The organism is Streptomyces lichenis, from assembly GCF_023218175.1.
Taxonomy (GTDB): domain Bacteria; phylum Actinomycetota; class Actinomycetes; order Streptomycetales; family Streptomycetaceae; genus Streptomyces; species Streptomyces lichenis.
Genome location: NZ_JALPTH010000035.1, coordinates 35,467 through 58,027 on the forward strand (window position 1 = coordinate 35,467; position 22,561 = coordinate 58,027).

Here is a 22,561-nt window from a genome sequence, read left to right on the forward strand (position 1 = left end):
CCATGGGCGCGTCGCTTCCACCCTTACGAACCGATGATCTTATTTTCCCGTTATGCGATGGATGGCGGAGAGGGCCCCGCGCCGACTGGGCGCGATGGCGGCGGTGTGCGCACTGTGCGCCCTGGGCGCGGCGCAGACCATGGCGGCCACCGCGGTGGCCGCGCCGATCGGTGACCGGTCCCCGGGAGCACCGGAACGCACGGCGGTCGACGGCCGATTCGGGATCGTGGTGCACGGAGACGCGCTGCTGGCCGGAGCCAGGGTGGACGGGGCGGTCGCGGTCGGCGGCGACCTGGCGTTCGGCGCGGTCCAGCAGGTCGCCGCACGCTCCCCCGGCACCTTCACCGCGGCCGGTGACGCCCGGCCCACCGCCCTGCTGGTCGGCGGCGCGGTCGACTTCGCCGGCTCCGCCCGGCAGGGGGTGCTGCGGGTGCGGGGCGACGGCTACGTCAAGGTCGGCGATCTGTCGGGGGCCGCGGCCCTTACGGCGGGTACGGCACCCGGTGCGGCGACGACCGCCACCCAACTGGTGGCGGCCGGGGCCGCGTACGGGTCCACTCCGCGGATCGAGCTGACGGCGGCCCAGCCGGACACCTCGCTGGCGGCGCGCGGGCTGGTCGACCTCGACCGGGTGTTCACCGCGCACCGCGAGCGGGCCGACGCACTGGCCGGCTGCCCGGGGACCGTCACCCTCCGGGACCACCGCGGGGCACCGCTCGCCGAGGGCGCGGCCCTCGCGCCGGGCGCGACGGTACGGGTGCGGCCGGCCGCCACCGGGACCAGTGTGCTGCGGCTGACCGGCCGGCAGCTCGCCGCCATCGGGCTGCTGGTGTTCGAGCACCGACCCACCGCGGCCAACCCGCTGGTGGTCGCGGTCGACACCGCGGACACCGGCGGCCGGTTGAGCTGGCGCACCCCCGCACTCGCCGGAATCGGCGGGGCGGACGCCGCCTCTCTGCTGTGGAGCTTCGGGGACGCCCGCGAGCTGACCCTCACCCCGGGCGGCGGCACCCTGGTGGGTGCGGTGCGGGCACCGCGCGCCCGGTTCACCGATCTGAGCCCGGCGGCCATGGAGGGCGAGCTGGTGGTCCGCGAGCTCGCCGCCGGGCGCCTCGCCGGACCGGCCGGGCCCGCCATGGACGCGGGCAGCTACCGCACCGCCCCGTTCACGGCCCGCCCGGTGTGCGGGGGCGGGTCCGGGACGGGGACGGGGGCGGCGGAGCAGGGCACCGGTACGGGGAGCGGTACGGCTACGGGGGCGGGGAGCGGTGCGGGGACGGGGACGGCTACCGGCACGGGCAGTGGTACGGGGGTGGGCGCGGCGCCGGAGGGTGGCGTACCCGGGGGCGGGGCGAGCCCCGGCGGCGGTGCCGAACCCGTACCGGGCGGCACCGATCCCGTACCGGACGCGACCGATCCCGCGAAGGACGGGCCCGCGCCGGAGCCGGAGGTCTCGCAGGACGCACCGCTGGAGAGCGCGCCGGAGTCGGAGGGCATGGAGTTGTCCCCCGAACCGGTCGCGCCGCAGGAGGAGCCCGAGCCCGCCGCCACGCCCGTCCCGTCCTCACCACCCGCGGCCGGGGGCAGCAAGCCCGGTGACCCGGCGGCCGACGGGGACAGGGGAGCCGAGGGTGCCGCCGGTGCGATGGCGGACACCGGCTCCCGGCCGGTGCTGTGGGTGGCGGGTGGCGCCGCCGCGCTCTTCGTCAGCACGGGGGTCGCCCTGGTCACCGTCGCCCGCCGCAACCGGCGCGGGCTGCGCGGCTGAGGGGCCGGGGACCACGGCGGGGCCGACTGGATCGACCGGCCCCGCCGTGGTTCCCGCGCGCCGCGCCCCCCGGCAGAGGCGGTCGGCCTCCGGGTGGCCGAGTGCGGTCCGCAGCACGGGCTCCAGCTACGGCCGGCTCAGACCGCCGGAGATCCGGGCGGTGTGGCCGGTCCGGGAACAGCGGCCCGTGGCGGCCGCGCGGCGGCGCGGGGCGAGGAGGTTGCCCAGCGGGACGGTGCAGTCGCCGCGCCGAGCACCGGGGGCAGCGGCCCGCCTTCAGCAGGCTCGATACCGCGTCGGCCAGCCACGCTGAGTACCCGGCGATGGCGGGGAGGGGTGAGCGCCCCGGTGGCGGGGGCGCGCGCGGGGGCGTATGGCGGCGCTTCGGCCCGGGGGGCCCGTACCTCGCCGGTCCGGGGCATCGGTCCGGCGCCGAGCGGGGTCTCCGGCAGGTCCTGGGCGCCCGGTACGGAGGGGGCCTCGATGGTCGCCGGTTCGCACACGGTCCGACTCCCTCGTGCGTCGCCGCAGCACGGGTGCTGCCGTTCCGCCACCGCGACCGCCATAAAAGACCACCGCCCGGGTACCCGATCGGCTCCCCTGGCAGGCCGACGAGGAGGACGGAAACCCTGTGAGGAACTACTCGGAAGACGCCACCCGGCAGGACGGGCCGCGCGAGCCGTCCGGGCTGCGGCTGGCCGGGGGCAGCGAGGTGGCCGGTGACGGCGTCGCTCCGGCACCGCTGGGCGTCCCCGCCGACCCGGGCCCCCTGCCCGGAGGCCGGGAGAACGGCACGGGCGGCACCGGCACGGTCCTTCCCCGCGGTGGCGGGCATGGCACCGTCCGGGGCGCGGACTTCGGCGGTGCGGCCGGCCGGCGGGCCGACGCGCGCGCGGAGGCGGACAGTGAGGCGGACGCGCACGGTCAGGCCGACGCGGACCGGGAGGCCGACGCCGCGCTCGGGGCGGGCGCGGGGGTCGGCGGGCCGGTGGCGGGCGGGCTCGGCCATGTGGAGCGGGCCGCGCATCCGCCGGACCGCACCCAGGCCATCCTGGAGGCGACCAAGCACGTGGCGGGGCTGCTGAAGGCGGCCGGCCATCCGTTCGCGCTGGCCGGGAGTGTGGCCGCCTATGCGCACGGGGTGCCCGCCAGTTTCCAGCACGACACCGACTTCGCGATCACCCGGGAGGACTCCGAGGCGATCACCCGGGACCTGGAGAAGGCGGGCATCCAGGTCCGGGTGCCGCCGGAGGACTGGCTGATCAAGGCGCGCAGCCACGGTGAGGAGATCGACCTCATCTTCGAACTGGCCCGCCATCCAGTCACCCACGAGCTGCTGGACCGGGCCCAGACCCTGCCGGTGGACTCGGTGCGGATGCCGGTGCTGGCGCCGACCGACCTGGTCGCCAGTCTGCTGGCCGCCTTCTCCGAGCACCACTGCGACTTCGGGCCGGTGCTGCCGATCGCCCGGGCGCTGCGGGAGAAGATCGACTGGGATCTGCTGCGGGAGGAGAGCGAGGGCGCCCCGATGGCGGAGGCGTTCCTCTTCCTGCTGGAGCGCCTGAACATCATCGACGCGCGGTCCGGTCCCGCTGCCGGTCCGCGAGAGGAGGCGCCATGACCGCCGCCGACACCGCCGAGTACCGCATCGCCCATCTGCGGGACCGGCTGGCGAGTGAGGACATCGCCGAACTGGGCGTCCGGATCGAGCAGCGCGGCACGGGCGTGGCGCTGTACGGGACCGTCTCCTCCCCCGCGTGCCGGGCGGAGATCCTGCGGCTCGCCGAGGAGGAGCTGGCCGGACTGCCGCTCCACGCGGACCTGGTCGTGGTCCGGTCGGACGCCCCCGAGCACCCCGAGGAGCTGACGTGATCCGAGTAGCGGCGGTAGGCGACATCCACCTGGGCCCGGACGGTGCCGGGACGCTGCGCCCGGCCTTCGACACCCTGTCCGAGCGGGCCGACCTGCTGCTGCTCGCCGGGGACCTGACCCGCCACGGCACCGTCGAGGAGGCGGAGGTGGTGGCCGGCGAGGTGGCCGGGCTGGGTGTGCCGGTGGTGGCGGTGCTGGGCAACCACGACTACCAGAGCGACCAGGAGGCCGGGGTGGCCGCGGCCCTGGACCGGGTCGGGGTCACCGTGTTGGAGAAGGAGGGCACCGTCCTGCACATCGGCGGGGTCCGGGTCGGGGTGGCCGGGACCAAGGGGTTCGGCGGCGGGTTCGCCGGGCGCAGCGGGGGCGAGTTCGGCGAGCCGGAGATGAAGGAGTTCATCCGCTACACCCGGCGCTGCGCGGACGGGCTGCGCGATGCGCTGGAGGCGCTGGCGGAGGCGGGGTGCGCGGTGCGGATCGCGCTGACGCACTACTCGCCGGTGCCGGACACCCTGGCGGGTGAGCCGCTGGAGATCTACCCGTTCCTCGGTAGCTATCTGCTGGCGGAGGCGGTGGACGCGGCGGGCGCCGATCTGGCGGTGCACGGGCACGCGCACATGGGCGCCGAGCACGGGATGACCAGCGAGGGCGTACGGGTGCGGAACGTGGCGCAGCCGGTGCTGGGGCAGGCGTTCGCGGTGTACCACCTGCCGGTGCGGACCTCGGACGGCGCCGGTCCCGGGACCGGGACTGGGACCGGGACGGAAGCCGTCGCGGGGCGGGCGGCCGGGGTGCGGTAGGCCGCCGGCGCGGCGGGCGGGCCGCCCGCAGAGAGGTGAGGGGCCCCGCCAGGGTGGCGGGGCCCCTCGGCGCGTACCGGCTCAGGGGCGGCGCCAGTCGTCGCCGCGCAGATGGGAGCCGGCCATCGGGCCCATCCGCAGCATCCCGCCGTCCACCGCGTACGAGGAGCCGGTGACGTAGGAGGCCTCGGGGCCGGCCAGGAAGGCGATGACCGCGGCGACCTCCCGGGCGTCGCCGGGGCGGCCGAGCGGCACGCCGGGGCGGCGCTCCTGGCGTACGTCCCGGTCCTCCTGGCCGGTCATCGGGGTGGCGATCTCGCCGGGCGCGACCGCGTTGACGGTGATCCCGTACTCGGCCAGCTCCAGCGCCATCACCTGGGTGAGCAGCCCGAGTCCGCCCTTGGCGGCGCAGTAGGGGGCGGCGCCGACCCGGGGCTGGTGCTCATGGACGGAGGTGACGTTGACGATCCGTCCGCCCTCGCCCTGGGCGATCATCCGCCGGGCGGCGATCTGGGAGCAGAGGAACGGGCCGATCAGGTCCACGTCGACCACGTCCCGGACGGTCTCGTAGGACAGGTCCACGAACGGGGTCGCGGTGCCGGTGCCGGCGTTGTTGACCAGGACGTCGATCCGGCCGAGGGATTCGGCCAGCTCCTCGACGGCGCCCGCCGCCTCCGGCAGCCGGGTGAGGTCCAGACGGGCGAGGGCGGCCCGGCGGCCGGAGGCGCGCACCTCCTCGGCCGTCCGCCGGGCGCCCTCCTCGTCGGAGTGCCAGGTGATGCCGATGTCCATGCCCTGCTCGGCGAGGCGTACGGCGGTGGCCCGGCCGATGCCGGAGTCGGAGCCGGTGACGACGGCGACCGGGGTGCCCCGGCCCGCGGGGGTGTCCATCGGTGCCTCCCTGAGGTGGTGGGTGTCCGATGGGCGGTACCACGGGCGGGTGGCGGCAAACCCGGGCGTACGAGGGGTTCGGCGCCCGGGACCGTGCTGAATCGGCCATGATCGGGAAGGGGAAGGGGATGCCGGACGTATCAGGCCCCGTGATCAAGCTGGTGCGGCGGACCACCGAGCCCGTGGCGGCGCAGACCCTGCGCTCCACGACCGCCGCGGTGATCTCCTATGTGGTCGCCCTCGCCGTCCTCCCTCCCCAGCCCGCGCCGCTCACGGCCCCGCTCACCGCGCTGCTGGTGGTGCAGGTGACCCTCTACGCCACGCTCACCACCGGTATCCGCCGGGTGAACTCGGTGGTGGTGGGGGTGCTGATCGCCACCGGGTTCTCCACCCTGGTGGGTCTGAGCTGGTGGAGTCTGGGGCTGACGATCTTCGCCGCGCTGATCATCGGCCGGTTCGTGAAGGTCAGCGAGTTCGTCCCGGAGGTGGCGATCAGCGCCATGCTGGTGCTGGGGGTGTCCCAGGCGGCCACCCAGGCCTGGCACCGGGTGCTGGAGACTTTGATCGGCGCCGGGGTGGGCCTGCTGTTCAACCTGCTGTTCGCGCCGCCGGTGTGGGTGCAGACGGCGGGGGCGTCCATCGACGGGCTGGCGCGCGGGATGGGCCGGATGTTCCGGGAGATGGGCGAGGAGATCGGCGAGGGCCACATCTCCTTCCCGCACGCGGCGGCCCGGCTGCACCAGGCGCGGCGGCTGGACCACGACATCGTGGAGGTGGACGCCTCGCTGCGGCAGGCCGAGGACAGCCTGCGGTTCAACCCCCGGGTGCGGGAGGGGCTGCTGTCCCGGGTGGTGCTGCGCACCGGTCTGGACACCCTGGAGATCTGCGCGGTGGTACTGCGGGTGCTGACCCGCTCGCTGACCGACCTGTCGAAGTTCCGCACCGAGGAGTCGCTGTTCGCCCCGGATGTGGCGGAGGCGCTGGAGGAGCTGTTCGGGGAGATGGCCCTGGCGATCGAGTCCTTCGCCCAGCTGATCACCACCCAGGCCGCGGACAGCGCGGAGGAGGCGGAGGACCTGCTCACCGGGGCGCTGGCGGCGAGCCGGGAGACCCGGGACCGGGTGGCGGACCTGCTCCTGGAGGACGTCCAAGAGCACCCCCGGCAGTGGCAGCTGCACGGGGCGCTGCTGGCCGAGATCGATCGCATCCTGGACGAGCTGGACATCGACAAGCGGACCGAGCGGCTCACCCAGGAGCTGGACCGCAACGCGGCCGAGCTGGGCGAGCGGCACCCGCGGCTGGCCGCGCTGCGCCGCCGGCTGCGCGGCGCCGCGCGGGAGCGCCGTACCACCGTGGAGGCCGGCTGAGCCCGGCCCGGGTGCGATCCTGGAGTGATGGACCCTGACACCGAGCCGGACGCCCTCTTCGGTCTGGCCGAGCTGCTGGACGACGACGGCGGTGGTGCCCCGGCGGACGCCGCCGGGGCCGGGGCGCGGCCGGCCGGGGCGGGGCTGCTGGACGTACGGGAGATCCACGCCGAACCGGCGGCGGCGCTGTCCCCGCGCGGCCGGCAGGTCATCGCCCGCTTCCCCGGGGCCCGGCTGATCGAGGTCGGCTCGCACTGGAACATCCCGCAGCTGCACGGCAACGAGGGCAACGCGGAGCGCTGGGTGCGGGTCAAGCGGCAGACGCTGGTGCTGGGGGTGCGCAAGTCGCTGACCGTACGGCCCAACGGGCGCTCGGCGGACTGGATCGCGCCGGGGGCGTCCAACGGCTGCGCGATGTCCTGCGCCTACTGCTATGTGCCCCGGCGCAAGGGGTACGCCAACCCGATCACCGTCTTCACCAACATCGGGGACATCACCGGAGCCCTGGAGCGGCACATCGCCTCGCTGGGCCCCAAGGAGGAGCCCAACCAGTGCGACCCCCGGCGCTGGGTGTACGACATCGGGGAGAACGGCGACTGCTCGGTGGACGCGCTGATCAGCGACAACACCGCCGACCTGGTGCGCGCCTTCCGGGCCTGGCCGACGGCCATGGCCTCCTTCGCGACCAAGTACGTCAACCGGGACCTGCTCGACCTGGACCCGCGCGGGTCCGCCCGGGTGCGCTTCTCCCTGATGCCGCCCGGCGACTCGCGGCTGCTGGATGTGCGGACCAGCCCGGTGGCGGAGCGGATCGCCGCCGCCGGGGACTTCCTGGAGGCGGGGTACGAGGTCCACTTCAACCTCTCCCCCGTGGTGCTCCGCCCGGGGTGGGAGGCGGACTGGGCCGAGCTGCTGCGCCGGCTGGACGACGAGCTGCCGCCGGCGGTGAAGGCGCAGGCGGCGGCCGAGGTGATCATGCTGACGCACAACCGGGAGCTGCACGAGGTCAATCTGCGCTGGCACCCGAAAGCCGAGGACGCGCTGTGGCGCCCGGACCTCCAGCAGGCCAAGCGCTCGGAGAACGGCGCGCTGAACGTCCGCTACCGCAACGAGGTGAAGCGGGCGGGTGTGGAGCGGCTGACGGAGCTGGTCGCGGAGCACGCGCCCTGGCTGCGGGTGCGGTACGCGTTCTGAGCCGGGCCCTGGCAGGTGCCCGCCGGGCGGCGCGGGTCAGTCCTCGGTGCTGACCCGGATGCTGGTGACCTCGGTGTCGGCGGCGTCGGGGACGACCATGCCGGCCTCCACCCCGCTGCGCAGGTACTCCAGCACCTCGGCGTTCAGCCGCTCACCGGGCAGGGCGGCCGGGATGCCCGGCGGGTAGGGCGTGAGCATCTCCGCGCTGACCCGGCCGACCGCCTTCTGCCAGGGGACCTGCTCGGTCCGGCCGAAGAAGGCGTCGCGCGGCAGCAGGACCTGCTCCAGCCGGAGCGCGGGCGGGTCGGGCACCTCCACCCGCGGGGCCGGCCGCAGCCGGTCCGCGTGCCGGGCGGCGTCCGTCAGCGCCGCGACCAGGATGTCCGCGGTGTCGGGGTTGTCGGCGTGGGTGAGCTGGGCGCTGCTGCGCCGGTGGTCGGACAGGTGCAGATTGACCCGGTGGTGCTCGCGGATCCAGTCGGCGACCGCGTAGCCGGTGGTGCCCAGCCCGGTGACGTCCACGATGACCTGGAGCGGGTCGAGGTCGGCCGCGCGGCCCGGGCCGCAGAAGTCCTCCCGGCCGTGCACGTGCAGCCCCTCCACGGCGGCGATCCGGGTGCGGACGTCCTTGGCGAGGGTGAGCGCGTCGTCGAAGAGGGCGCGGCCGTGCTCGGCCATCTGGCGGCGCCAGCCGTCCAGCCCCGCGTAGATCAGGACCGAGGGGCTGGTGGTGCCGAGCAGGTCCTCGCGGTTCTTCAGCACCTCGGGGCGGATCAGATCGCCCTGGAGGTGGAAGACGGAGCCCTGCTCCAGGCCGGAGCCCATCTTGTGGACCGAGGTGACGCAGACGTCGGCGCCCGCGTCCATCGCCCAGGTGGGCAGTTCCGGGTGGAACGGCAGATGCGCGCCCCAGGCCTCGTCCACGATCAGCGGCACCCCGTGCTCGTGGCAGGCCTCGGCGATGGCGGCCAGGTCCGAGCAGGTGCCGTAGGGGGTGGGGGTGGTGACCAGCGCGCCCCGGGCGTCGGGGTGCTCGGCCAGCGCGGCGCGGAAGGCGTCAGCGGAGGGCGGATGGGCGAGGTGGCGCTCGGCGTCCCACTGCGGGTCCACCCACACCGGCACGATCCCGGCCAGTACGAGCCCGGAGACCACCGACTTGTGGGCGTCCCGGCCGACCAGCAGCTTCTCGTGCGGTCCGGCCACCGACAGCATGGCCGCCTTGACCGACAGGGAGCTGCCGCAGGTGGAGAAGAAGGTGTGCTCGGCACCCACCGCGTCGGCCATCAGCTCCTGGGCCCGCTCCAGCACCCGCCGGGAGGAGCGGCGGTCGTCCAGGCCGCTGGTGGCCAGCACGTCCGAGCGGAAGACGGCGTCCCCGAGCACCGCCCAGACCCGGGGGTCGGCGCCCCGCCCCTGCTTGTGGCCGGGCGGGGTGAAGGGCGTCTGCCGCTCCTCGTGGTAGGCGGCCAGTGCTTCCAGTACGGGTGCCTGCGAGTGGTCCATGGCTCCTCCGGTGCCCGGCGGAACGGTACGGAAACGGCGCGCCGGGCGGGCGTGCGGGGGGGGCGGCCTGGTGGCAGGTCAGCCCGCGGCGTTGTCCACGCGCATCCGGACCTGGTCCTCCAGCCGCTCCAGGCTGCGGTCCAGCGAGCGGTGCACGGAGCTCTCCCCGGGGTCGTGGCTCTCGTCGAAGAAGGAGAGGTGCACGGTGACCTCGCTGGTGGCGCTGTCCAGCCCGGCGACCTGGAGCCAGCCCGCGTAACTGCCCTGCTCGCGGGTGCCCCACTCCAGGCGCAGCTGGTCCTTGCGGGCGCGCAGCAGGGCGGCGGTGTCCTCGTCGGTACGGTCCTCGTGGACGGTGACGGCGGGCGGCTCCCCGCCCCGTACGTGCAGCTCGCCGGGGAGCCAGGTGTCGAGCTGGTCGACGTTGGCGGCCTGGTCGAAGACGTGCTCGGGCAGGGCGGGCATGGTGCGGGTGCGCTCGTACTCCGTCATGGGATCGGCCCCTTCGCTCGCTCGGTCGTAGGGAGTGGCCGGTGACGAGTGCCCGCCGGGCGGGAAACGAAGCGGTGGCCGCGAGCGGAGCCCGGGAAAGGGAAAGCCCCGGCTGGACGGGGGAACCAGCCGGGGCAGTCTGTGAGGAACGGGGAGGTCTCACCGGATATCCCGGTATCTCCACCCGTTCGATGTATGAACAGTAAACCACCTGGAGGGATTCAGGCCACCTCGGGGGGTGCGGTTCCCGTCACACCGGCGAGGCGGGCGGCGTGGGGCCGGACGCCGGGCCCCGGGCGGCCGGACTTCCGCCACCGGACTGCTCGGCCGCGGCCTGCGCGGAGAGCGGGGTGGCGATGTCCTCCAGCGACCGGCCCTCGGCGGCGACCGCGAAGAACACCGCGACCAGTCCTCCGGCCACCATCAGCGCGGCTCCGATGCAGAAGGCGAGCACGGTGTCCCCGGGGTTCCCGCTCTCGGTCAGCTCGGAGAAGATCAGCGGACCGGAGATACCGCCGGCCGCGGTGCCCACCGCGTAGAAGAAGGCGATGGCCATCGCCCGGGTCTCCATCGGGAAGATCTCGCTGACGGTCAGATAGGCGGAGCTGGCGCCCGCCGAGGCGAAGAAGAGCACCACGCACCAGCAGGCCGTCATGGTGGTCGCGGTCAGCCAGCCCTGGCCGAACATCCAGGCCGTGACGAAGAGCAGGGCGCCGGAGAGCAGATAGGTGCCGGCGATCATGGGGCGGCGGCCCCAGGTGTCGAAGAGCCGGCCGAGCAGCAGCGGGCCGAAGAAGTTGCCCAGCGCGATCACGGCGAAGAAGTAGCCGGTGGAGCCGGTGCCGACGTCGAAGAAGGTCACCAGGATGGCGCCGAACCCGAAGGTGATCGCGTTGTAGAGGAAGGCCTGCCCGATGAAGAGCGCCAGACCGAGCACGGCGCGCTTGGGGTAGGCGCGGAACAGCGTCTTGGCGATGGTGACGAAGCCGACGCTGTGCCGCTGCTTGATGGTGATGGCCTTCCCGGCCTCGGGCAGCGGCCGACCGAGCTCGCGCTCCACCTCCCGCTCCACGTCCCCGACCAGCTTCTCGGCCTCCTCCTCCCTGCCGTGGATGAACATCCAGCGGGGGCTCTCCGGCACATGCCGCCGCACCACCAGGATCACCAGGCCGAGCACGACGCCCAAGGCGAAGGAGACCCGCCAGCCGATGTCGATGGGCAGGAAGTCGGTGTTGAGCGCGACGACGGAGAGCAGCGCGCCGCCGACCGCGCCGAGCCAGTAGCTGCCGTTGATGATCAGGTCGACCCGCCCCCGGTACTTGCTGGGGATCAGCTCGTCGATGGCGGAGTTGATCGCCGCGTACTCGCCGCCGATGCCGAAGCCGGTGAAGAAGCGGAAGAGGAAGAACCACCAGGTGGAGAAGGACAGCGCGGTCATCGCGGTGGCTGCCAGATACACGGCCAGGGTGACCAGGAACAGCTTCTTGCGGCCGAACCTGTCGGTGAGCCAGCCGAAGAACAGCGCCCCGGTGCAGGCGCCGGCCACATAGAGCGCGGCGGCCAGGCCGGTCACCTGGGCGCTGGAGATGTCCAGACCGCTGCCCTCCTCGGACAGCCGGCTGGCCATGTTGCCGACGATGGTGACCTCGAGCCCGTCCAGGATCCAGACGGTGCCCAGACCGATCACGATCATCCAGTGCCACCGCGACCACGGCAGCCGGTCCAATCTCGCGGGGACTTTCGTGGTGACGGTCCCGTCCACCGACTGGCCGAGCTCGCTCATGGTCACCTCCGGGGTGTAGTGGCGGGCGGCGGGTACCCGGCGGCGATTCCCGCGAAACGGGGCATGGGCCGTACGGCGGGGGTACCCGGCGCGCATGAACGACACAGTGAAGCCGCTGGCCGTGGTGACCGGAGCCTCCAGCGGGATCGGCCGCGAACTCGCCAAGCGGTTCGCCGGGAACGGGTTCGACCTGGTGGTCTGCGCCGAGGACGCGGAGCTGGACGGCGCGGTGGCGGAGCTGCGCGCGCTCGGGGCGCAGGTCACGGCGGTCCGGGCGGACCTCGCCGTCTACGACGGGGTGGAGCGGTTGTACGCCGCGATCGGCGCCACCCACCGCCCGATCGCCGCGGCCGCGCTCAACGCGGGCGTCGGGCAGGGCGGCGCCTTCCTGGACCAGGAACTCGCCGACGCGGCCCGGGTCATCGACCTCAACATCACCTCGACCGTCCATCTGGCCCGGCGGCTGCTGCCGGACATGGTGGACGCCGACGAGGGCCGGGTGCTGATCACCTCGTCCATCGCCTCGACCATGCCGGGCTCGTTCCAGGCGGTCTACAACGCCTCCAAGTCCTTCCTCCAGTCCTTCGCCCAAGCGCTCCAGGACGAGCTGAAGGACACCGGGGTCACGGTCACCTCGCTGATGCCGGGTCCGACCGAGACCGAGTTCTTCCACCGCGCCGGGATGGACGGCACACCCGTCGGCAAGCAGCAGAAGGACGACGACGCCCAGGTGGCGAAGGAGGGGTTCGAGGCGCTGATGCGCGGCCGGGACAAGGTGGTGGCCGGCTCGGTGAAGACCAAGGCCCAGGGGCTGGCCGCCAAGGTGCTGCCCGACCGGCTGAAGGCGGCGGGGCACCGGAGGATGGCCGAGCCGGACGAGGAGTGAGGACGCCGGCGGCGGGCCTTGACGAAGGGTGGGGACAGCGGCAGCGAGCGGCGGGACGCGGGGTGAGGACAACCGCGTCGGGCCGCCGGGGCGCGGGGGTGAGGACACCGGCGGCGGGGCGCGGGTCGCGGGGCCCGGGAGTCAGAAGCTGCCGAACCCCCCGCCGCTGAAGCCGCCGCCGTAACCGCCGCCGGAGTCGCCGTAACCGCTGCCGGAGTCGCCGACGCCGCCGTAGTCGCTCCCTGAGTGGCCCTGGCTCCCGGGTCCCCGGGCGGTGCCGGAGCGGGGGCGCCCGGGTGGCCTGGGCGGCACCTCGGCGGAGGAGCGCCAGCGGCGGCGGGTGACGGCGGCCCACCACTCCTCGAACGCCACCGGGTCCCCGGGGACCGAGCACTCCGCCATCACGCTCTCCCGGGTCGCCAGGTCCCAGCGCAGGGTGGTGAGGCCCTCGTCGCCGAGCGCCAGCAACTCCTCCTCCAGCCCGTACACCGTCAGCGGCTCCGCCGACCGGGGGGCGGCCTCCGGCGGCGGAGGTCCGGCGGGCAGATCGCCGCGGTAGACCAGGACGGCCGCCCCGTCGCCGTCGACCGCCCAGCCCCACACCCGGCGGCTCGCGAGTGCGTGGTACCGGGCGTGCCGGGCGTGGGCGGCCGCGCGCAACGCCTCCCGCTCGGCCCGCTCGGCCTCCCAGCGGCGGGCCTCCTCCTCGCGCTCCCGCCGCGCCTCCTCGGCGCCCGCGGCCAGGCGGCGCCCGATCTCCTCGCGTACCGGCGCGTATCCCTCCTCGGCGTCCGCCAGGGCGGCGCGGAAGAGCTCCGCCGCCCGCTCCCTGCGGCGCCGCGCGCCCGGCAGATGACGGACCGTCCGGCGGCGGGTGTACGACCGGTAGGCGTCCTCCGCGGCGTGTACCGCGCGCGAGAACCGCTCCCCCACCGCCCGCCACTCGGCCTCCTCGGCCGGGGTGCCCCAGACGGCGTTCCAGCCGAGCATGCCGCTCCTGGAGTGCCCGACCGGGTGGTACGAGTAGCCGGTCCGCCCCAGCGGTTCCGGATAGCACGTCAGCCTGCCCACCTCGATGAGTACCCGCCGCTGCCCTTCGCCGGCCATGGGCGACCACCTCCCCGCGTGGAGCATCCCCCACGGCCCCGTGGCGGGAAACGGTGCCGGGTTCGGCCCGAGGCCGGAGGGTACCCGGCGGCCACGGGCAGGGACGACCGTACGAATGGAGGTGCGGCGATGAGCGAGCCGGCGGACTTCTGGGGCTACTCGACCCCGTCGCAGGCCGAAGGCGAGCGGGATCCGGAGGGCGGCGAGCACCCCGACGTGGACCGCTCCACGCCCTCCCAGGCGGAGGGCGAGCGGATCGCCGACGAGGAGGCGCCGCAACCGGGCGGGGACGCACCGCGGCACGGCTGAGGGGGGCGTGGGCCACCCTGGCGATTGGCCCAGCCGGGCAGGGCCGCAATGGACCAGAGTGAGTGGGCCGCCCGCTCCTAGGTTGGCCGAGGCTGGCGAGTGCACGTCACGCTCGCCGCTCTCCCGACGACCGACCTCCAGGAGACCTCGGTGCGCCACCGCCTGCTCCCCGCCGCCGGGCCCGCCCGGGGCCTCGCCCTCGCCCAGTTGGTCAACTCGGTGGGCGACGGCGCCTACTACGTCTGCTCGGCGCTCTACTTCGCCCGGGTCGTCGGCCTCAGCGCGACCGAGATCGGTCTCGGGCTGACCCTGGCCTGGGCGATCGGCGCACCGGCGGGGGTGCCGATCGGCCACCTCGCCGACCGGCGCGGCGCGCGCGGGGTCGCCGTCGCCCTGGCCGCGGCCACCGGTACCGCGGTGGCCGCCCTGCTGCTGGTCCGCACCTACCCCCTCTTCCTCCTCGCGGTCTGCGGCTACGCCGCGGCCCAGTGCGGGCTGGCCGCGGCCCGGCAGTCGCTGCTGGCCGCGCTGGTCCCGGCGGCCGAGCGGACCGGGGTGCTGGCCCGCCTCCAGTCGACCGCCAACGCGGGCATCGGCGCGGGGGCGCTGGTGGGCGCGGTGGCCCTGCAGATCGCCACCCCCGCCGCGTACCTCTCCGTCCTCGCGGTGGACGCGGTGGCGTTCGCCGGCTGCGCGGTGCTGCTGGGGCGGCTGCCCGCGGCCGTGCCCGCCCCACCGGAGCGGTCCGGGGCGGCCGAGCCACGACTGGGCGTGCTCCGGGACCGCCCGTACGCCCTGGTCACTCTCCTGCACACGGTGATGCTGCTGCGGATGCCGCTGATCAGCCTGGCCCTGCCGCTGTGGGTGGCCGAGCGCACCGGCGCCCCCGGCTGGACGGTCGCGGCGCTGATGGTGCTCAACACCGGCGGGGTGATGCTCTTCCAGGTGCGCACCGCGGCCCGGGTGCGGGGGCTGGAGAGCGCGGTGCGCACGGTGCGCTGGGGCGGGGCCGGGATGCTCGCCTCCTGCGCGGTGTTCGCACTGACCGGGGTGGTGGACGGGCCGGTGTGGGTGGTGACCGCGCTGCTGGTGGCCGGGGCGGTACTGCTGGTGTGGGGCGAGATGCGGCAGTCGGCGGGCGCCTGGCAGATCGCCTTCGACCTGGCTCCGGCCGGACGGCAGGGCCAGTACCAGGGTTTCTTCGGGATCGGGGTGCCGGTGGCCCGGATGGCCGGGCCGGTGGTGCTGACCGCGCTGGTGCTGGGCTGGGGCGGGCCGGGCTGGTTGGCGCTGGGCGGACTGCTGCTGGCAGCGGGGCTGGCCATGGGCCCGGCAGTCCGCTGGGCGGAGGGCCGGAATGCCGCTACCGGTCCGGTCCACTGGGCGGAGGGGGGCCGGGGCGCCGCCGCCGGTCCGCCGGACGCGGCCGGGACCGCGGCGGCCCGCCCCTGGCAACCCTCCCGATATCCCTCCCGATGTGCCCCGGGCGTCTCTCCCGGTGGCCCTGCCCCGGCCCGGGGTGGCGGACGGTGGGCATGCCCGGCGATCACGCGGGCACTCGCACACGGGAGCGGGTTGCCGAGTACCGCCGGGGAGATGACCGGCCGGGCGCCCGCTTCCCGTCTTGGAGGAGCTGTGGCCATCGATGCAGGTGAGGTCGGAGAGGAGCACGGGGTCCCGGAGCGGTCCGCGCCGGGAACCGTGCCGCGCGCGGGCGGCATACCGGGAGCTCGGCGGTGTCCGGGAGGTGCGCCGTGTGCGGTGTGAGCGGTGAGATCCGCTTCGACGGGGCCCGCCCGGATGTGGCGGCCGTGGAGCGGATGACGGACCGGCTGGCGGCCCGCGGGCCGGACGGCCGGGGCATCTGGTCGCAGGGCGCGGTGGCGCTGGGCCACCGCCGGCTGAAGATCATCGACCTGTCGGAGAGCGGCGCCCAGCCGATGACCGACGCGGCGGCCGGACTGACCGGGGTCTTCAACGGCTGCGTCTACAACTACCAGGAGCTGCGCGAGGAGCTGCGCGGGCTCGGGCACCGGTTCTTCTCCACCTCCGACACCGAGGTGGTGCTCAAGGCGTACCGCGAGTGGGGCACGGACTGCGTGGAGCGGTTCGCCGGGATGTTCGTCTTCGCCATCGTGGAGCACGAGTCGGGGCGGCTGGTGCTGGGCCGGGACCGGCTCGGCATCAAGCCGCTGTACCTCTCGCAGGAGCCCGGCCGGCTGCGGTTCGCCTCCTCGCTGCCCGCGCTGCTGGCCGGCGGCGGGGTGGACACCTCGCTGGACCCGGTGGCGCTGCACCAGTACCTGAGCTGGCACGCCACGGTGGCCGCGCCGCGCACGGTACTCAACGGCGTACGCAAGCTGCCGCCGGCGACCGTGCGGGTGATCGAGCCGGACGGCACCCACCGCGACCACCGCTACTGGGGGCCCTCGTACACCCGCCGCCCGGAGCACGCCGGGATGGGCGCCGAGGAGTGGCGGGACGCGGTGCTGGACCGGCTGCGCACGGCGGTGCGGCGGCGGATGGTCGCCGATGTGCCGGTCGGGGTGCTGCTCTCCGGTGGCCTGGACTCCTCGCTGATCGTGGCGCTGCTCGCCGAGGAGGGGCAGCGGGACCTGGCGACCTTCAGTGTCGGGTTCGAGTCCGAGGGCGGTGAGGAGGGCGACGAGTTCGCCTACTCGGACCTGGTGGCCGAGCGGTTCGGCACCGACCACCACCAGCTGCTGGTCCCCTCCGACCGGGTGTCCACCGCGCTGGACGGGGCGGTCGCGGCGATGAGCGAGCCGATGGTCAGCCATGACGTGGTCGCCTTCCACCTCCTGTCCGAGCTGGTCTCCAAGGAGGTCAGCGTGGTGCAGAGCGGGCAGGGCGCCGACGAGGTGTTCGCCGGCTACTACTGGTACCCCGACCTGGCGGACGTCCCCCGCGCGGGGGAGCCGGAGCGGTACGCCGAGGTGTACTTCGACCGCTCGCACGCCGACCTGGCCCGGGTGCTGCGGCCGGAGCTGCTGCCGGACCGGGACGTGGCGTCCGACTTCGTACGGGAGCACATGGCCGCGCCGGGCGCCGAGACCGCGCTGGACGCGGCGCTGCGGCTGGACACCCACGTCATGCTGGTCGACGACCCGGTCAAGCGGGTGGACAACATGACCATGGACTGGGGTCTGGAGGCCCGGGTCCCGTTCCTGGACCACGAGCTGGTCGAGCTGGCGGCGGCCTGCCCGCCGGAGTTCAAGCTGGCCCAGGGCGGCAAGGGCGTGCTGAAGGACGCCGGGCGCAAGGTGCTGCCGCGCGAGGTGGTGGACCGACCCAAGGGCTACTTCCCGGTGCCGGCGATCCGCCATATGGCCGGGCCCGTGCTGGACCGGGTGCGGGAGGCGCTGTCGGCGCCCGAGGCCCGGGCACGCGGCGTGTTCCGCGAGGAGTACGTGGCCGAGCTGCTGTCCGCCCCCGACGACCACCGCACCCGCCGCGGGGCGAACGCCCTGTGGCAGGTGGCGCTCCTGGAGATATGGCTGCAGACACACGGGATCAGCTGACCTGGGCGGCCGCTCCGGCGGCCGTCCCGCTGGCGGACGCGCCCGGCGGACGCGACACCCCCCGTCCGCTCACCGCGCACGCCTGCTGGTATCCCTCGGCGGATCCGGCGGGCGAGCGCATCGCCTTCGTCTGCGACCGGACCGGGGTGCCCCAGCTGTGGACCGGCCCCGCGTCCGGCGACCGGGAGCCCGATGGCACGGACGGGCTGCGGCTGCTCGACTCCGGGCCCGATCCGGTGACCGAGGTGGCCTGGTCACCGGACGGCCGCTGGATCGCGTACACGGTGGCGCCCGGCGGCGGTGAGCTGACCCGGGTGCTGTGCGTGCGCCCGGACGGCACCGGCCGGCGGATCGTGGCGGGCGCCGAGCCGGACAGCTCGGCCTACCTCGGCTGCTGGGCGCCGGACGGCTCGGCGGTCGCCGTCACGGTGGCGCTGCCCCCCGGCGGGGCGGCCCGCCTGCTCTCCGACGCCGGCCGCCAGGACGGTCCGGGCCTCGGGGCCCTGGAGGAGACGGCCCCGGACGGCGTCCGGGACCCGTTCGCGGAGGGCTGGGCCGGGGCCGGAGTCGAGGACGGGGGGCGCGACCGGGATCCGTTCGCGGAGGACGGGGCCGAGGGCGGGGACGGCGGACGGGACCGGCTGGGCGCCTATCTGGTCGATCCGGACGGTGTCCGCTCCCCCGTACTGCTGGCCGCCGAGCGCGGCGCCGCCACGCTGCGGGTCTGCGACCTCAGCCGGGACGGCCGGTTCGCGCTGGTGCGGCGCGGTCCGCGCGGGCGGCGGGAGGCGGTGGTGGTGCGCACCGCCGACCGGGGCGCCGGCTGTGTGCTGCGGGTGGCCGACGGCGACCCGTGGATCGGCCGGTTCTCCCCCGACGGCTCCACGCTGTGGCTGCGCAGCGACCACGAGCGGGAGTTCGCCGCCCTGCTGGCGGTCCGGCTGGATCAGGAGGGCCGGTACACCGGGTCCTCGGTGGCCGCCGAGCGGGCGGACTGCGACCTGGAGCTGCTGGCCTTCGCCGGGGACGGCGGGACGGCGGTGCTGGCCTGGAACGTACGGGGGGTGAGCGAGCTGCGGCTGCTGGAGCCGCAGGCCGGGCGGGCCGGAGTCGGGGAACCCGTCGCGGGCGGCGGCCGGGAGGTGGAGCTGGCGCACGAGGTGGTGGTGCGGATCGCCGCGGCCGGACCGGGCGGCGCGGTGCTGGCGCTCGCCGGGTCGCAGCGCCGGACCGGGGTGTGGTGGCTGCCGGGCGGCGCCGCGCCGGTACGGACGGCCTGGTCCTCGCGGGACGAGGACGCCGTACCGCCGGGCGCGGCGCCTCCGGTGCGGCCGGTGGCGCTGAGCCCGGTGGCCCGGGACGGGCTGGGCCTGGGCGGCTGGTACTACCGGGCGCCGGGGCGGGACGGCGACCGTCCGGCGCCCTGTGTGGTCCATCTGCACGGCGGCCCGGAGGACCAGGAGCGGCCGGTGTTCTCCTCGCTCTACCACGAGCTGCTGGGGCGTGGCTTGGACGTCTTCGCGCCCGACGTGCGCGGCTCCTCGGGGTACGGCCGGTCCTTCACGGACGCCGACCTCGGCACCGGGCGGTTCGCCGCCCTCTCGGACGTGGCGGACTGCGTGGCCCATGTGGTGCTGGCCGGACTGGCCGACCCGGCGCGGGTGGCGGTGATGGGGCACTCCTATGGCGGCTATCTGACGATGGCCTCGCTGGTCTGGCACCCGGAGCTGTTCCGGACCGGGGTGGCGGTGTGCGGGATGTCCGACCTGGAGACCTTCTTCGCCGGGACGGAGCCGTGGATCGCCGAGTCCGCCGCACACAAGTACGGCCACCCCGAGCGGGACCGCGAACTGCTGCGGTCGCTGTCGCCGATGAGCCGGGTGGACGCGCTGCGGGTGCCGCTGCTGGCGGTGCACGGCGAGCACGACACCAACGTCCCGCCGGGCGAGTCCGAACAGTTCGTGCGCGCCGCCCGGGAGCGCGGGCACGCCGCCGAGCTGCTGGTCCTGCGCGAGGAGGGCCATGAGTTCCGGCGCGCCGACAACCGGCGGCGCTTCCGCCGGAGGGCCGGGGACTGGCTGGAGCGGTATCTGGGCTGAGGGCGCGGGCGGGACGGCTCCGGGGCCCGGAGGGTGACGCCGACGGCGGCCGGCCCCGGCCGGGCGGCGGCCCTCGGGCCCGGGTGCAGAGCGGACCGGGGCTGCCTACAGTGACCGCACGGCCGCTTTCCGTACCGGAACCGCAGCCGTACGGTCAGCACCCGGTCCGCACCAGGAGGCGCCGACGATGCACCCCCCGCTCGCCTCGTACGCCGTCGTCGTCCCCACCATCGGGCGGCCCTGCCTCGCCGACTGCCTCCGCGCGCTGGCGACCTGCTCGGGGCCGGAGCCCAGCCGGATCGTGCTGGTGGACGACCGCCCCGGTGCGCCCGGCAGCCCGCTGCCGCTCGCCGCGCTGGGCCCGCTGGCGGACCGGGCCGTCGTGCTGCGCAGCGGGGGCCGGGGCCCGGCCGCCGCCCGCAACACCGGAACGAGGGTGGTCGAGGAGCCGTGGACCGTGCTCCTGGACGACGACGTACGGGTCACCGCGCACTGGCGCGAGCAGCTGGCCCGCGACCTGGCCGAGGCGGGCGCGGACACCGGCGGGGTGCAGGGCGTGCTGGAGGTGCCGCTGCCCACCGGGCGGCCGCCCACCGACTGGGAGCGCAACACCGCCGGGCTGGCCGGGGCGCTGTGGGCGACCGCGGACATGGCGTACCGCACCGAGGCGCTGCGGGCGGTCGGCGGCTTCGACGAGCGGTTCCCGAGGGCCTTCCGGGAGGACGCCGATCTGGCCCTGCGGGTGGTGGACGCGGGCTGGCGGATCGTCCGCGGTGAGCGGCGCACCGAGCATCCGGTGCGGCCCGCGGACCGCTGGGTGTCGCTGCGGGTGCAGCGCGGGAACGCCGACGACGCGCTGATGGCCCGGCTGCACGGCCGGGACTGGTGGGAGCGGGCGGCGGCGCCGCGCGGCCGGATCCGGCGCCACGCGGCGCTCAGCGCGGCCGGCCTGGGCGCGCTGGTGCTGGCCGGCGCCGGGCAGCGGCGGGCCGCGCTGCTGGCCGCGGCGGTGTGGGCGCTGGGGACGGGCGAGTTCGCCCGGGCCAGGATCGCGCCGGGACCGCGTACCGCCGACGAGGTGGCCACCATGCTGCTGACCAGCGCGCTGATCCCGGCCGCCGCCACCTGGCACCGGCTCAGCGGACGGTGGCGGCACCGGGCGGCGCCGGCCTGGGAGGGCACGTGGTGACCGGGGCCGAGGGGCGGCCCCCGGTGCGGGCGGTGCTCTTCGACCGGGACGACACGCTGGTGGCGGACGTCCCCTACAACGGCGACCCGGCGCTGGTGCGGCCCATGCCGGGGGCGCGCGAGGCGGTGGCGCTGGTGCGCGCCCGGGGGCTGGGCTGCGGGGTGGTGTCCAACCAGTCCGGCATCGGCCGGGGGCTGCTCAGCCACGCCCGGGTACGGGCGGTGAACGCCCGGGTGGACGCGCTGCTGGGGCCGTTCGGCGCCTGGGTGTACTGCCCGCACTCCCCCGAGGACGGCTGCGGCTGCCGCAAGCCCGCGCCCGGACTGGTGGTGGAGGCGGCCCGCCGGCTGGGGGTGCCGGCCGAGGCCTGTGTGGTGATCGGCGACATCGGGGCGGATGTGGAGGCGGCCCGGGCGGCGGGGGCGCGGGCCGTGCTGGTGCCGACCGCGCGGACCCTCCCGGCGGAGGTGGCCGCGGCGCCGGCGGTCTGCCGGGACCTGGTGGAGGCGGTACGGCTCGCCCTGTCCCACGCCGGGCCGTCGGCCGATACGGGGCCGGTGGCGTACGCGGAGGGGCGGACCCGGCCGTGAGGGTGCTGGTGGTCCGGCTGGACAGCTTCGGCGACGTACTGCTCGCCGGGCCCGCGGTGCGCGCCGCCGCGCACCGGGCGGACCGGGTGTCCATGCTCTGCGGGCCGCTCGGCGCGCCGGCCGCCCGGCTGCTGCCCGGGGTGGACGAGGTGCTGGTGTGGGAGGCCCCCTGGGTAGGCTTCGACCCGCCCCCGGTGGACCGGGCGGAGGTGAATCGGCTGGTGGACCGGCTCACGGCGGCCCGGCTGGACGCGGCCCTGGTGCTCACCTCCTTCCACCAGAGCCCGCTGCCCGCCGCCCTGCTGCTGCGGATGGCCGGGGTGCCGCATGTCGCCGCGGACAGCGTGGACGCGCCCGGGGCGCTGCTGGACGTCCGCCATCAGCGGACCCCGCACGCCCATGAGGCCGAGGCGGGGCTCGACCTGGCCGAGGCGGCCGGGTTCCCGCGCCCGCCGGGTGACGACGGCCGGCTGCGGGTCCGGCACGCCGCCGGGGCGCCGGAGCTGACCGGCCCCGGCTCGTATGTCGTGGTGCATCCCGGGGCCAGCGTCCCGGCCCGCCGCTGGAGTCCGGAACGCTCCGCCCAGGCGGTACGCCTGCTGACGGCGGCCGGACACCGGGTGGTGGTCACCGGCGGGCCCGGTGAGCGGGAGACCACCGCGCTGGTGGCGGGCCGGGACGGGCTCGACCTGGGCGGTCGCACCGGACCGCCCGAACTGGCCGCGGTCCTCGCCGGGGCGGGCGCGGTGGTCACCGGCAACACGGGCCCCGCCCATCTGGCGGCCGCCGTCGGCACCCCGGTGGTCTCGCTCTTCTCCCCCGTGGTCCCCGCCGAGCGCTGGGGCCCCTACGGCGTGCCGCACGTCCTGCTCGGCGACCAGGACGCGCCCTGCGCCGGCACCCGCGCCCGCCAGTGCCCGGTGCCCGGGCACCCCTGCCTGGACGGGGTGACCGCCGAGGACGTCGTCGCGGCGGTGGAGAAGCTGCTCGGAGCGGGACGGTGAGGGGGCGGCCTGCGGCGGGGCGGCCTGCGGCCGCGGGGGCCGGGGCACGGGCCGTCGGGGCCCCGACCGTCGGGGGTGAGGAGCCGCGGGGGGCGCCGGGGGCGCCGGGCGGGGGTTGGGTGCCGGGTGCGGGTGGGACGCCGGGCGAGGCTGGAGCGCCGGACGGGG

19 protein-coding genes are annotated in these 22,561 nt (G+C 75.7%); 14 read left to right on the forward strand and 5 right to left on the reverse strand.

The window, feature by feature from the left end; translation table 11 throughout:
• The first annotated feature begins 52 nt into the window (after positions 1-52).
• The 4 genes from M1O15_RS27690 (at position 53) to M1O15_RS27705 (ending at position 4,440) form a co-directional block, all read left to right on the forward strand.
• Positions 53-1,768, forward strand: a complete 1,716-nt coding sequence (locus M1O15_RS27690) for a collagen-binding domain-containing protein (protein ID WP_248636938.1) — start codon at positions 53-55, stop codon at positions 1,766-1,768.
• A gap of 631 nt (positions 1,769-2,399) precedes the next feature.
• Positions 2,400-3,389 carry a nucleotidyltransferase family protein gene (locus M1O15_RS31940; protein ID WP_372499597.1) on the forward strand — a complete coding sequence of 330 codons (990 nt, stop codon included), beginning with the start codon at positions 2,400-2,402 and terminating at the stop codon, positions 3,387-3,389.
• The gene (locus tag M1O15_RS27700; protein WP_248636939.1) at positions 3,386-3,640 is read left to right on the forward strand and encodes a hypothetical protein; all 255 of its coding nucleotides are present in this window, start codon (positions 3,386-3,388) and stop codon (positions 3,638-3,640) included. Before M1O15_RS31940 ends, M1O15_RS27700 begins: the two co-directional genes overlap by 4 nt.
• Positions 3,637-4,440, forward strand: coding sequence for a metallophosphoesterase family protein (locus tag M1O15_RS27705; RefSeq protein ID WP_248636940.1), 804 nt, complete (start codon positions 3,637-3,639; stop codon positions 4,438-4,440). The genes M1O15_RS27700 and M1O15_RS27705 overlap by 4 nt, the downstream gene beginning before the upstream one ends.
• 81 nt (positions 4,441-4,521) lie before the next feature.
• On the opposite strand, the gene M1O15_RS27710 is transcribed toward M1O15_RS27705, so the two are convergent.
• On the reverse strand, positions 4,522-5,331 hold the full coding sequence (locus tag M1O15_RS27710; RefSeq protein WP_248636941.1) for an SDR family oxidoreductase: 810 nt from the start codon (positions 5,329-5,331) through the stop codon (positions 4,522-4,524).
• A 128-nt stretch (positions 5,332-5,459) separates the two neighbouring features.
• Between M1O15_RS27710 and M1O15_RS27715 the strand changes: the two genes are divergently transcribed.
• Together M1O15_RS27715 and M1O15_RS27720 are read left to right on the forward strand one after the other, a co-directional pair.
• Positions 5,460-6,698 carry an FUSC family protein gene (locus M1O15_RS27715; RefSeq protein ID WP_248636943.1) on the forward strand — a complete coding sequence of 413 codons (1,239 nt, stop codon included), beginning with the start codon at positions 5,460-5,462 and terminating at the stop codon, positions 6,696-6,698.
• Between the two features lie 27 nt (positions 6,699-6,725).
• Positions 6,726-7,892 carry a spore photoproduct lyase family protein gene (locus M1O15_RS27720; RefSeq protein ID WP_248636944.1) on the forward strand — a complete coding sequence of 389 codons (1,167 nt, stop codon included), beginning with the start codon at positions 6,726-6,728 and terminating at the stop codon, positions 7,890-7,892.
• A gap of 36 nt (positions 7,893-7,928) precedes the next feature.
• Here M1O15_RS27720 and M1O15_RS27725 read toward each other — a convergent pair whose 3' ends face one another.
• The 3 genes from M1O15_RS27725 to M1O15_RS27735 form a co-directional block, all read right to left on the reverse strand.
• Complete coding sequence (locus tag M1O15_RS27725; RefSeq protein WP_248636945.1) at positions 7,929-9,395, reverse strand: aminotransferase class I/II-fold pyridoxal phosphate-dependent enzyme; 1,467 nt, start codon at positions 9,393-9,395, stop codon at positions 7,929-7,931.
• Positions 9,396-9,473: 78 nt separating this feature from the next.
• A complete protein-coding gene (locus M1O15_RS27730) occupies positions 9,474-9,887 on the reverse strand; it encodes an SRPBCC family protein (RefSeq protein WP_248636946.1) in 414 nt (137 codons plus the stop codon).
• Positions 9,888-10,137: 250 nt separating this feature from the next.
• Positions 10,138-11,670 (reverse strand): MFS transporter, encoded by a 1,533-nt coding sequence (locus M1O15_RS27735; protein WP_248636947.1) that lies wholly within the window; start codon positions 11,668-11,670, stop codon positions 10,138-10,140.
• Positions 11,671-11,764: 94 nt separating this feature from the next.
• Here M1O15_RS27735 and M1O15_RS27740 point away from each other — a divergent pair, with 94 nt between their 5' ends.
• Positions 11,765-12,556 (forward strand): SDR family NAD(P)-dependent oxidoreductase, encoded by a 792-nt coding sequence (locus tag M1O15_RS27740; protein WP_248636948.1) that lies wholly within the window; start codon positions 11,765-11,767, stop codon positions 12,554-12,556.
• A 141-nt stretch (positions 12,557-12,697) separates the two neighbouring features.
• Here the strand turns inward: M1O15_RS27740 and M1O15_RS27745 are convergent, their stop codons facing one another.
• Complete coding sequence (locus tag M1O15_RS27745; RefSeq protein WP_248636949.1) at positions 12,698-13,663, reverse strand: hypothetical protein; 966 nt, start codon at positions 13,661-13,663, stop codon at positions 12,698-12,700.
• Positions 13,664-13,792: 129 nt separating this feature from the next.
• On the opposite strand from M1O15_RS27745, the gene M1O15_RS27750 reads away from it, so the two are divergent.
• From M1O15_RS27750 to M1O15_RS27780, 7 genes are all read left to right on the forward strand, one after another.
• On the forward strand, positions 13,793-13,972 hold the full coding sequence (locus tag M1O15_RS27750; protein WP_248636950.1) for a hypothetical protein: 180 nt from the start codon (positions 13,793-13,795) through the stop codon (positions 13,970-13,972).
• Positions 13,973-14,071: 99 nt separating this feature from the next.
• Positions 14,072-15,739 (forward strand): MFS transporter, encoded by a 1,668-nt coding sequence (locus tag M1O15_RS27755; protein WP_308282411.1) that lies wholly within the window; start codon positions 14,072-14,074, stop codon positions 15,737-15,739.
• Complete coding sequence (locus M1O15_RS27760; protein ID WP_248636951.1) at positions 15,727-17,511, forward strand: N-acetylglutaminylglutamine amidotransferase; 1,785 nt, start codon at positions 15,727-15,729, stop codon at positions 17,509-17,511. The genes M1O15_RS27755 and M1O15_RS27760 overlap by 13 nt, the downstream gene beginning before the upstream one ends.
• Complete coding sequence (locus M1O15_RS27765; protein ID WP_248636952.1) at positions 17,484-19,610, forward strand: alpha/beta fold hydrolase; 2,127 nt, start codon at positions 17,484-17,486, stop codon at positions 19,608-19,610. Before M1O15_RS27760 ends, M1O15_RS27765 begins: the two co-directional genes overlap by 28 nt.
• 187 nt (positions 19,611-19,797) lie before the next feature.
• On the forward strand, positions 19,798-20,799 hold the full coding sequence (locus M1O15_RS27770) for a glycosyltransferase family 2 protein (RefSeq protein WP_248636953.1): 1,002 nt from the start codon (positions 19,798-19,800) through the stop codon (positions 20,797-20,799).
• Positions 20,796-21,389 (forward strand): D-glycero-alpha-D-manno-heptose-1,7-bisphosphate 7-phosphatase, encoded by a 594-nt coding sequence (locus M1O15_RS27775; protein ID WP_248636954.1) that lies wholly within the window; start codon positions 20,796-20,798, stop codon positions 21,387-21,389. The genes M1O15_RS27770 and M1O15_RS27775 overlap by 4 nt, the downstream gene beginning before the upstream one ends.
• The gene (locus M1O15_RS27780) at positions 21,386-22,393 is read left to right on the forward strand and encodes a glycosyltransferase family 9 protein (RefSeq protein ID WP_248636955.1); all 1,008 of its coding nucleotides are present in this window, start codon (positions 21,386-21,388) and stop codon (positions 22,391-22,393) included. Before M1O15_RS27775 ends, M1O15_RS27780 begins: the two co-directional genes overlap by 4 nt.
• Positions 22,394-22,561: the final 168 nt, after the last annotated feature.

Bases quoted from the DNA above. Each gene is read 5' to 3' on its own strand.
- M1O15_RS27700 (WP_248636939.1), top strand. From the start codon at position 3,386: ATGACCGCCGCCGACACCGCCGAGTACCGCATCGCCCATCTGCGGGAC.
- M1O15_RS27750 (WP_248636950.1), top strand. From the start codon at position 13,793: ATGAGCGAGCCGGCGGACTTCTGGGGCTACTCGACCCCGTCGCAGGCC.
- M1O15_RS27770 (WP_248636953.1), top strand. From the start codon at position 19,798: ATGCACCCCCCGCTCGCCTCGTACGCCGTCGTCGTCCCCACCATCGGG.
- M1O15_RS27765 (WP_248636952.1), top strand. From the start codon at position 17,484: ATGGCTGCAGACACACGGGATCAGCTGACCTGGGCGGCCGCTCCGGCG.
- M1O15_RS27735 (WP_248636947.1), bottom strand. From the start codon at position 11,670: ATGAGCGAGCTCGGCCAGTCGGTGGACGGGACCGTCACCACGAAAGTC.
- M1O15_RS27740 (WP_248636948.1), top strand. From the start codon at position 11,765: ATGAACGACACAGTGAAGCCGCTGGCCGTGGTGACCGGAGCCTCCAGC.
- M1O15_RS27730 (WP_248636946.1), bottom strand. From the start codon at position 9,887: ATGACGGAGTACGAGCGCACCCGCACCATGCCCGCCCTGCCCGAGCAC.
- M1O15_RS27745 (WP_248636949.1), bottom strand. From the start codon at position 13,663: ATGGCCGGCGAAGGGCAGCGGCGGGTACTCATCGAGGTGGGCAGGCTG.
- M1O15_RS27710 (WP_248636941.1), bottom strand. From the start codon at position 5,331: ATGGACACCCCCGCGGGCCGGGGCACCCCGGTCGCCGTCGTCACCGGC.
- M1O15_RS27690 (WP_248636938.1), top strand. From the start codon at position 53: ATGCGATGGATGGCGGAGAGGGCCCCGCGCCGACTGGGCGCGATGGCG.
- M1O15_RS27725 (WP_248636945.1), bottom strand. From the start codon at position 9,395: ATGGACCACTCGCAGGCACCCGTACTGGAAGCACTGGCCGCCTACCAC.
- M1O15_RS27715 (WP_248636943.1), top strand. From the start codon at position 5,460: ATGCCGGACGTATCAGGCCCCGTGATCAAGCTGGTGCGGCGGACCACC.
- M1O15_RS27720 (WP_248636944.1), top strand. From the start codon at position 6,726: ATGGACCCTGACACCGAGCCGGACGCCCTCTTCGGTCTGGCCGAGCTG.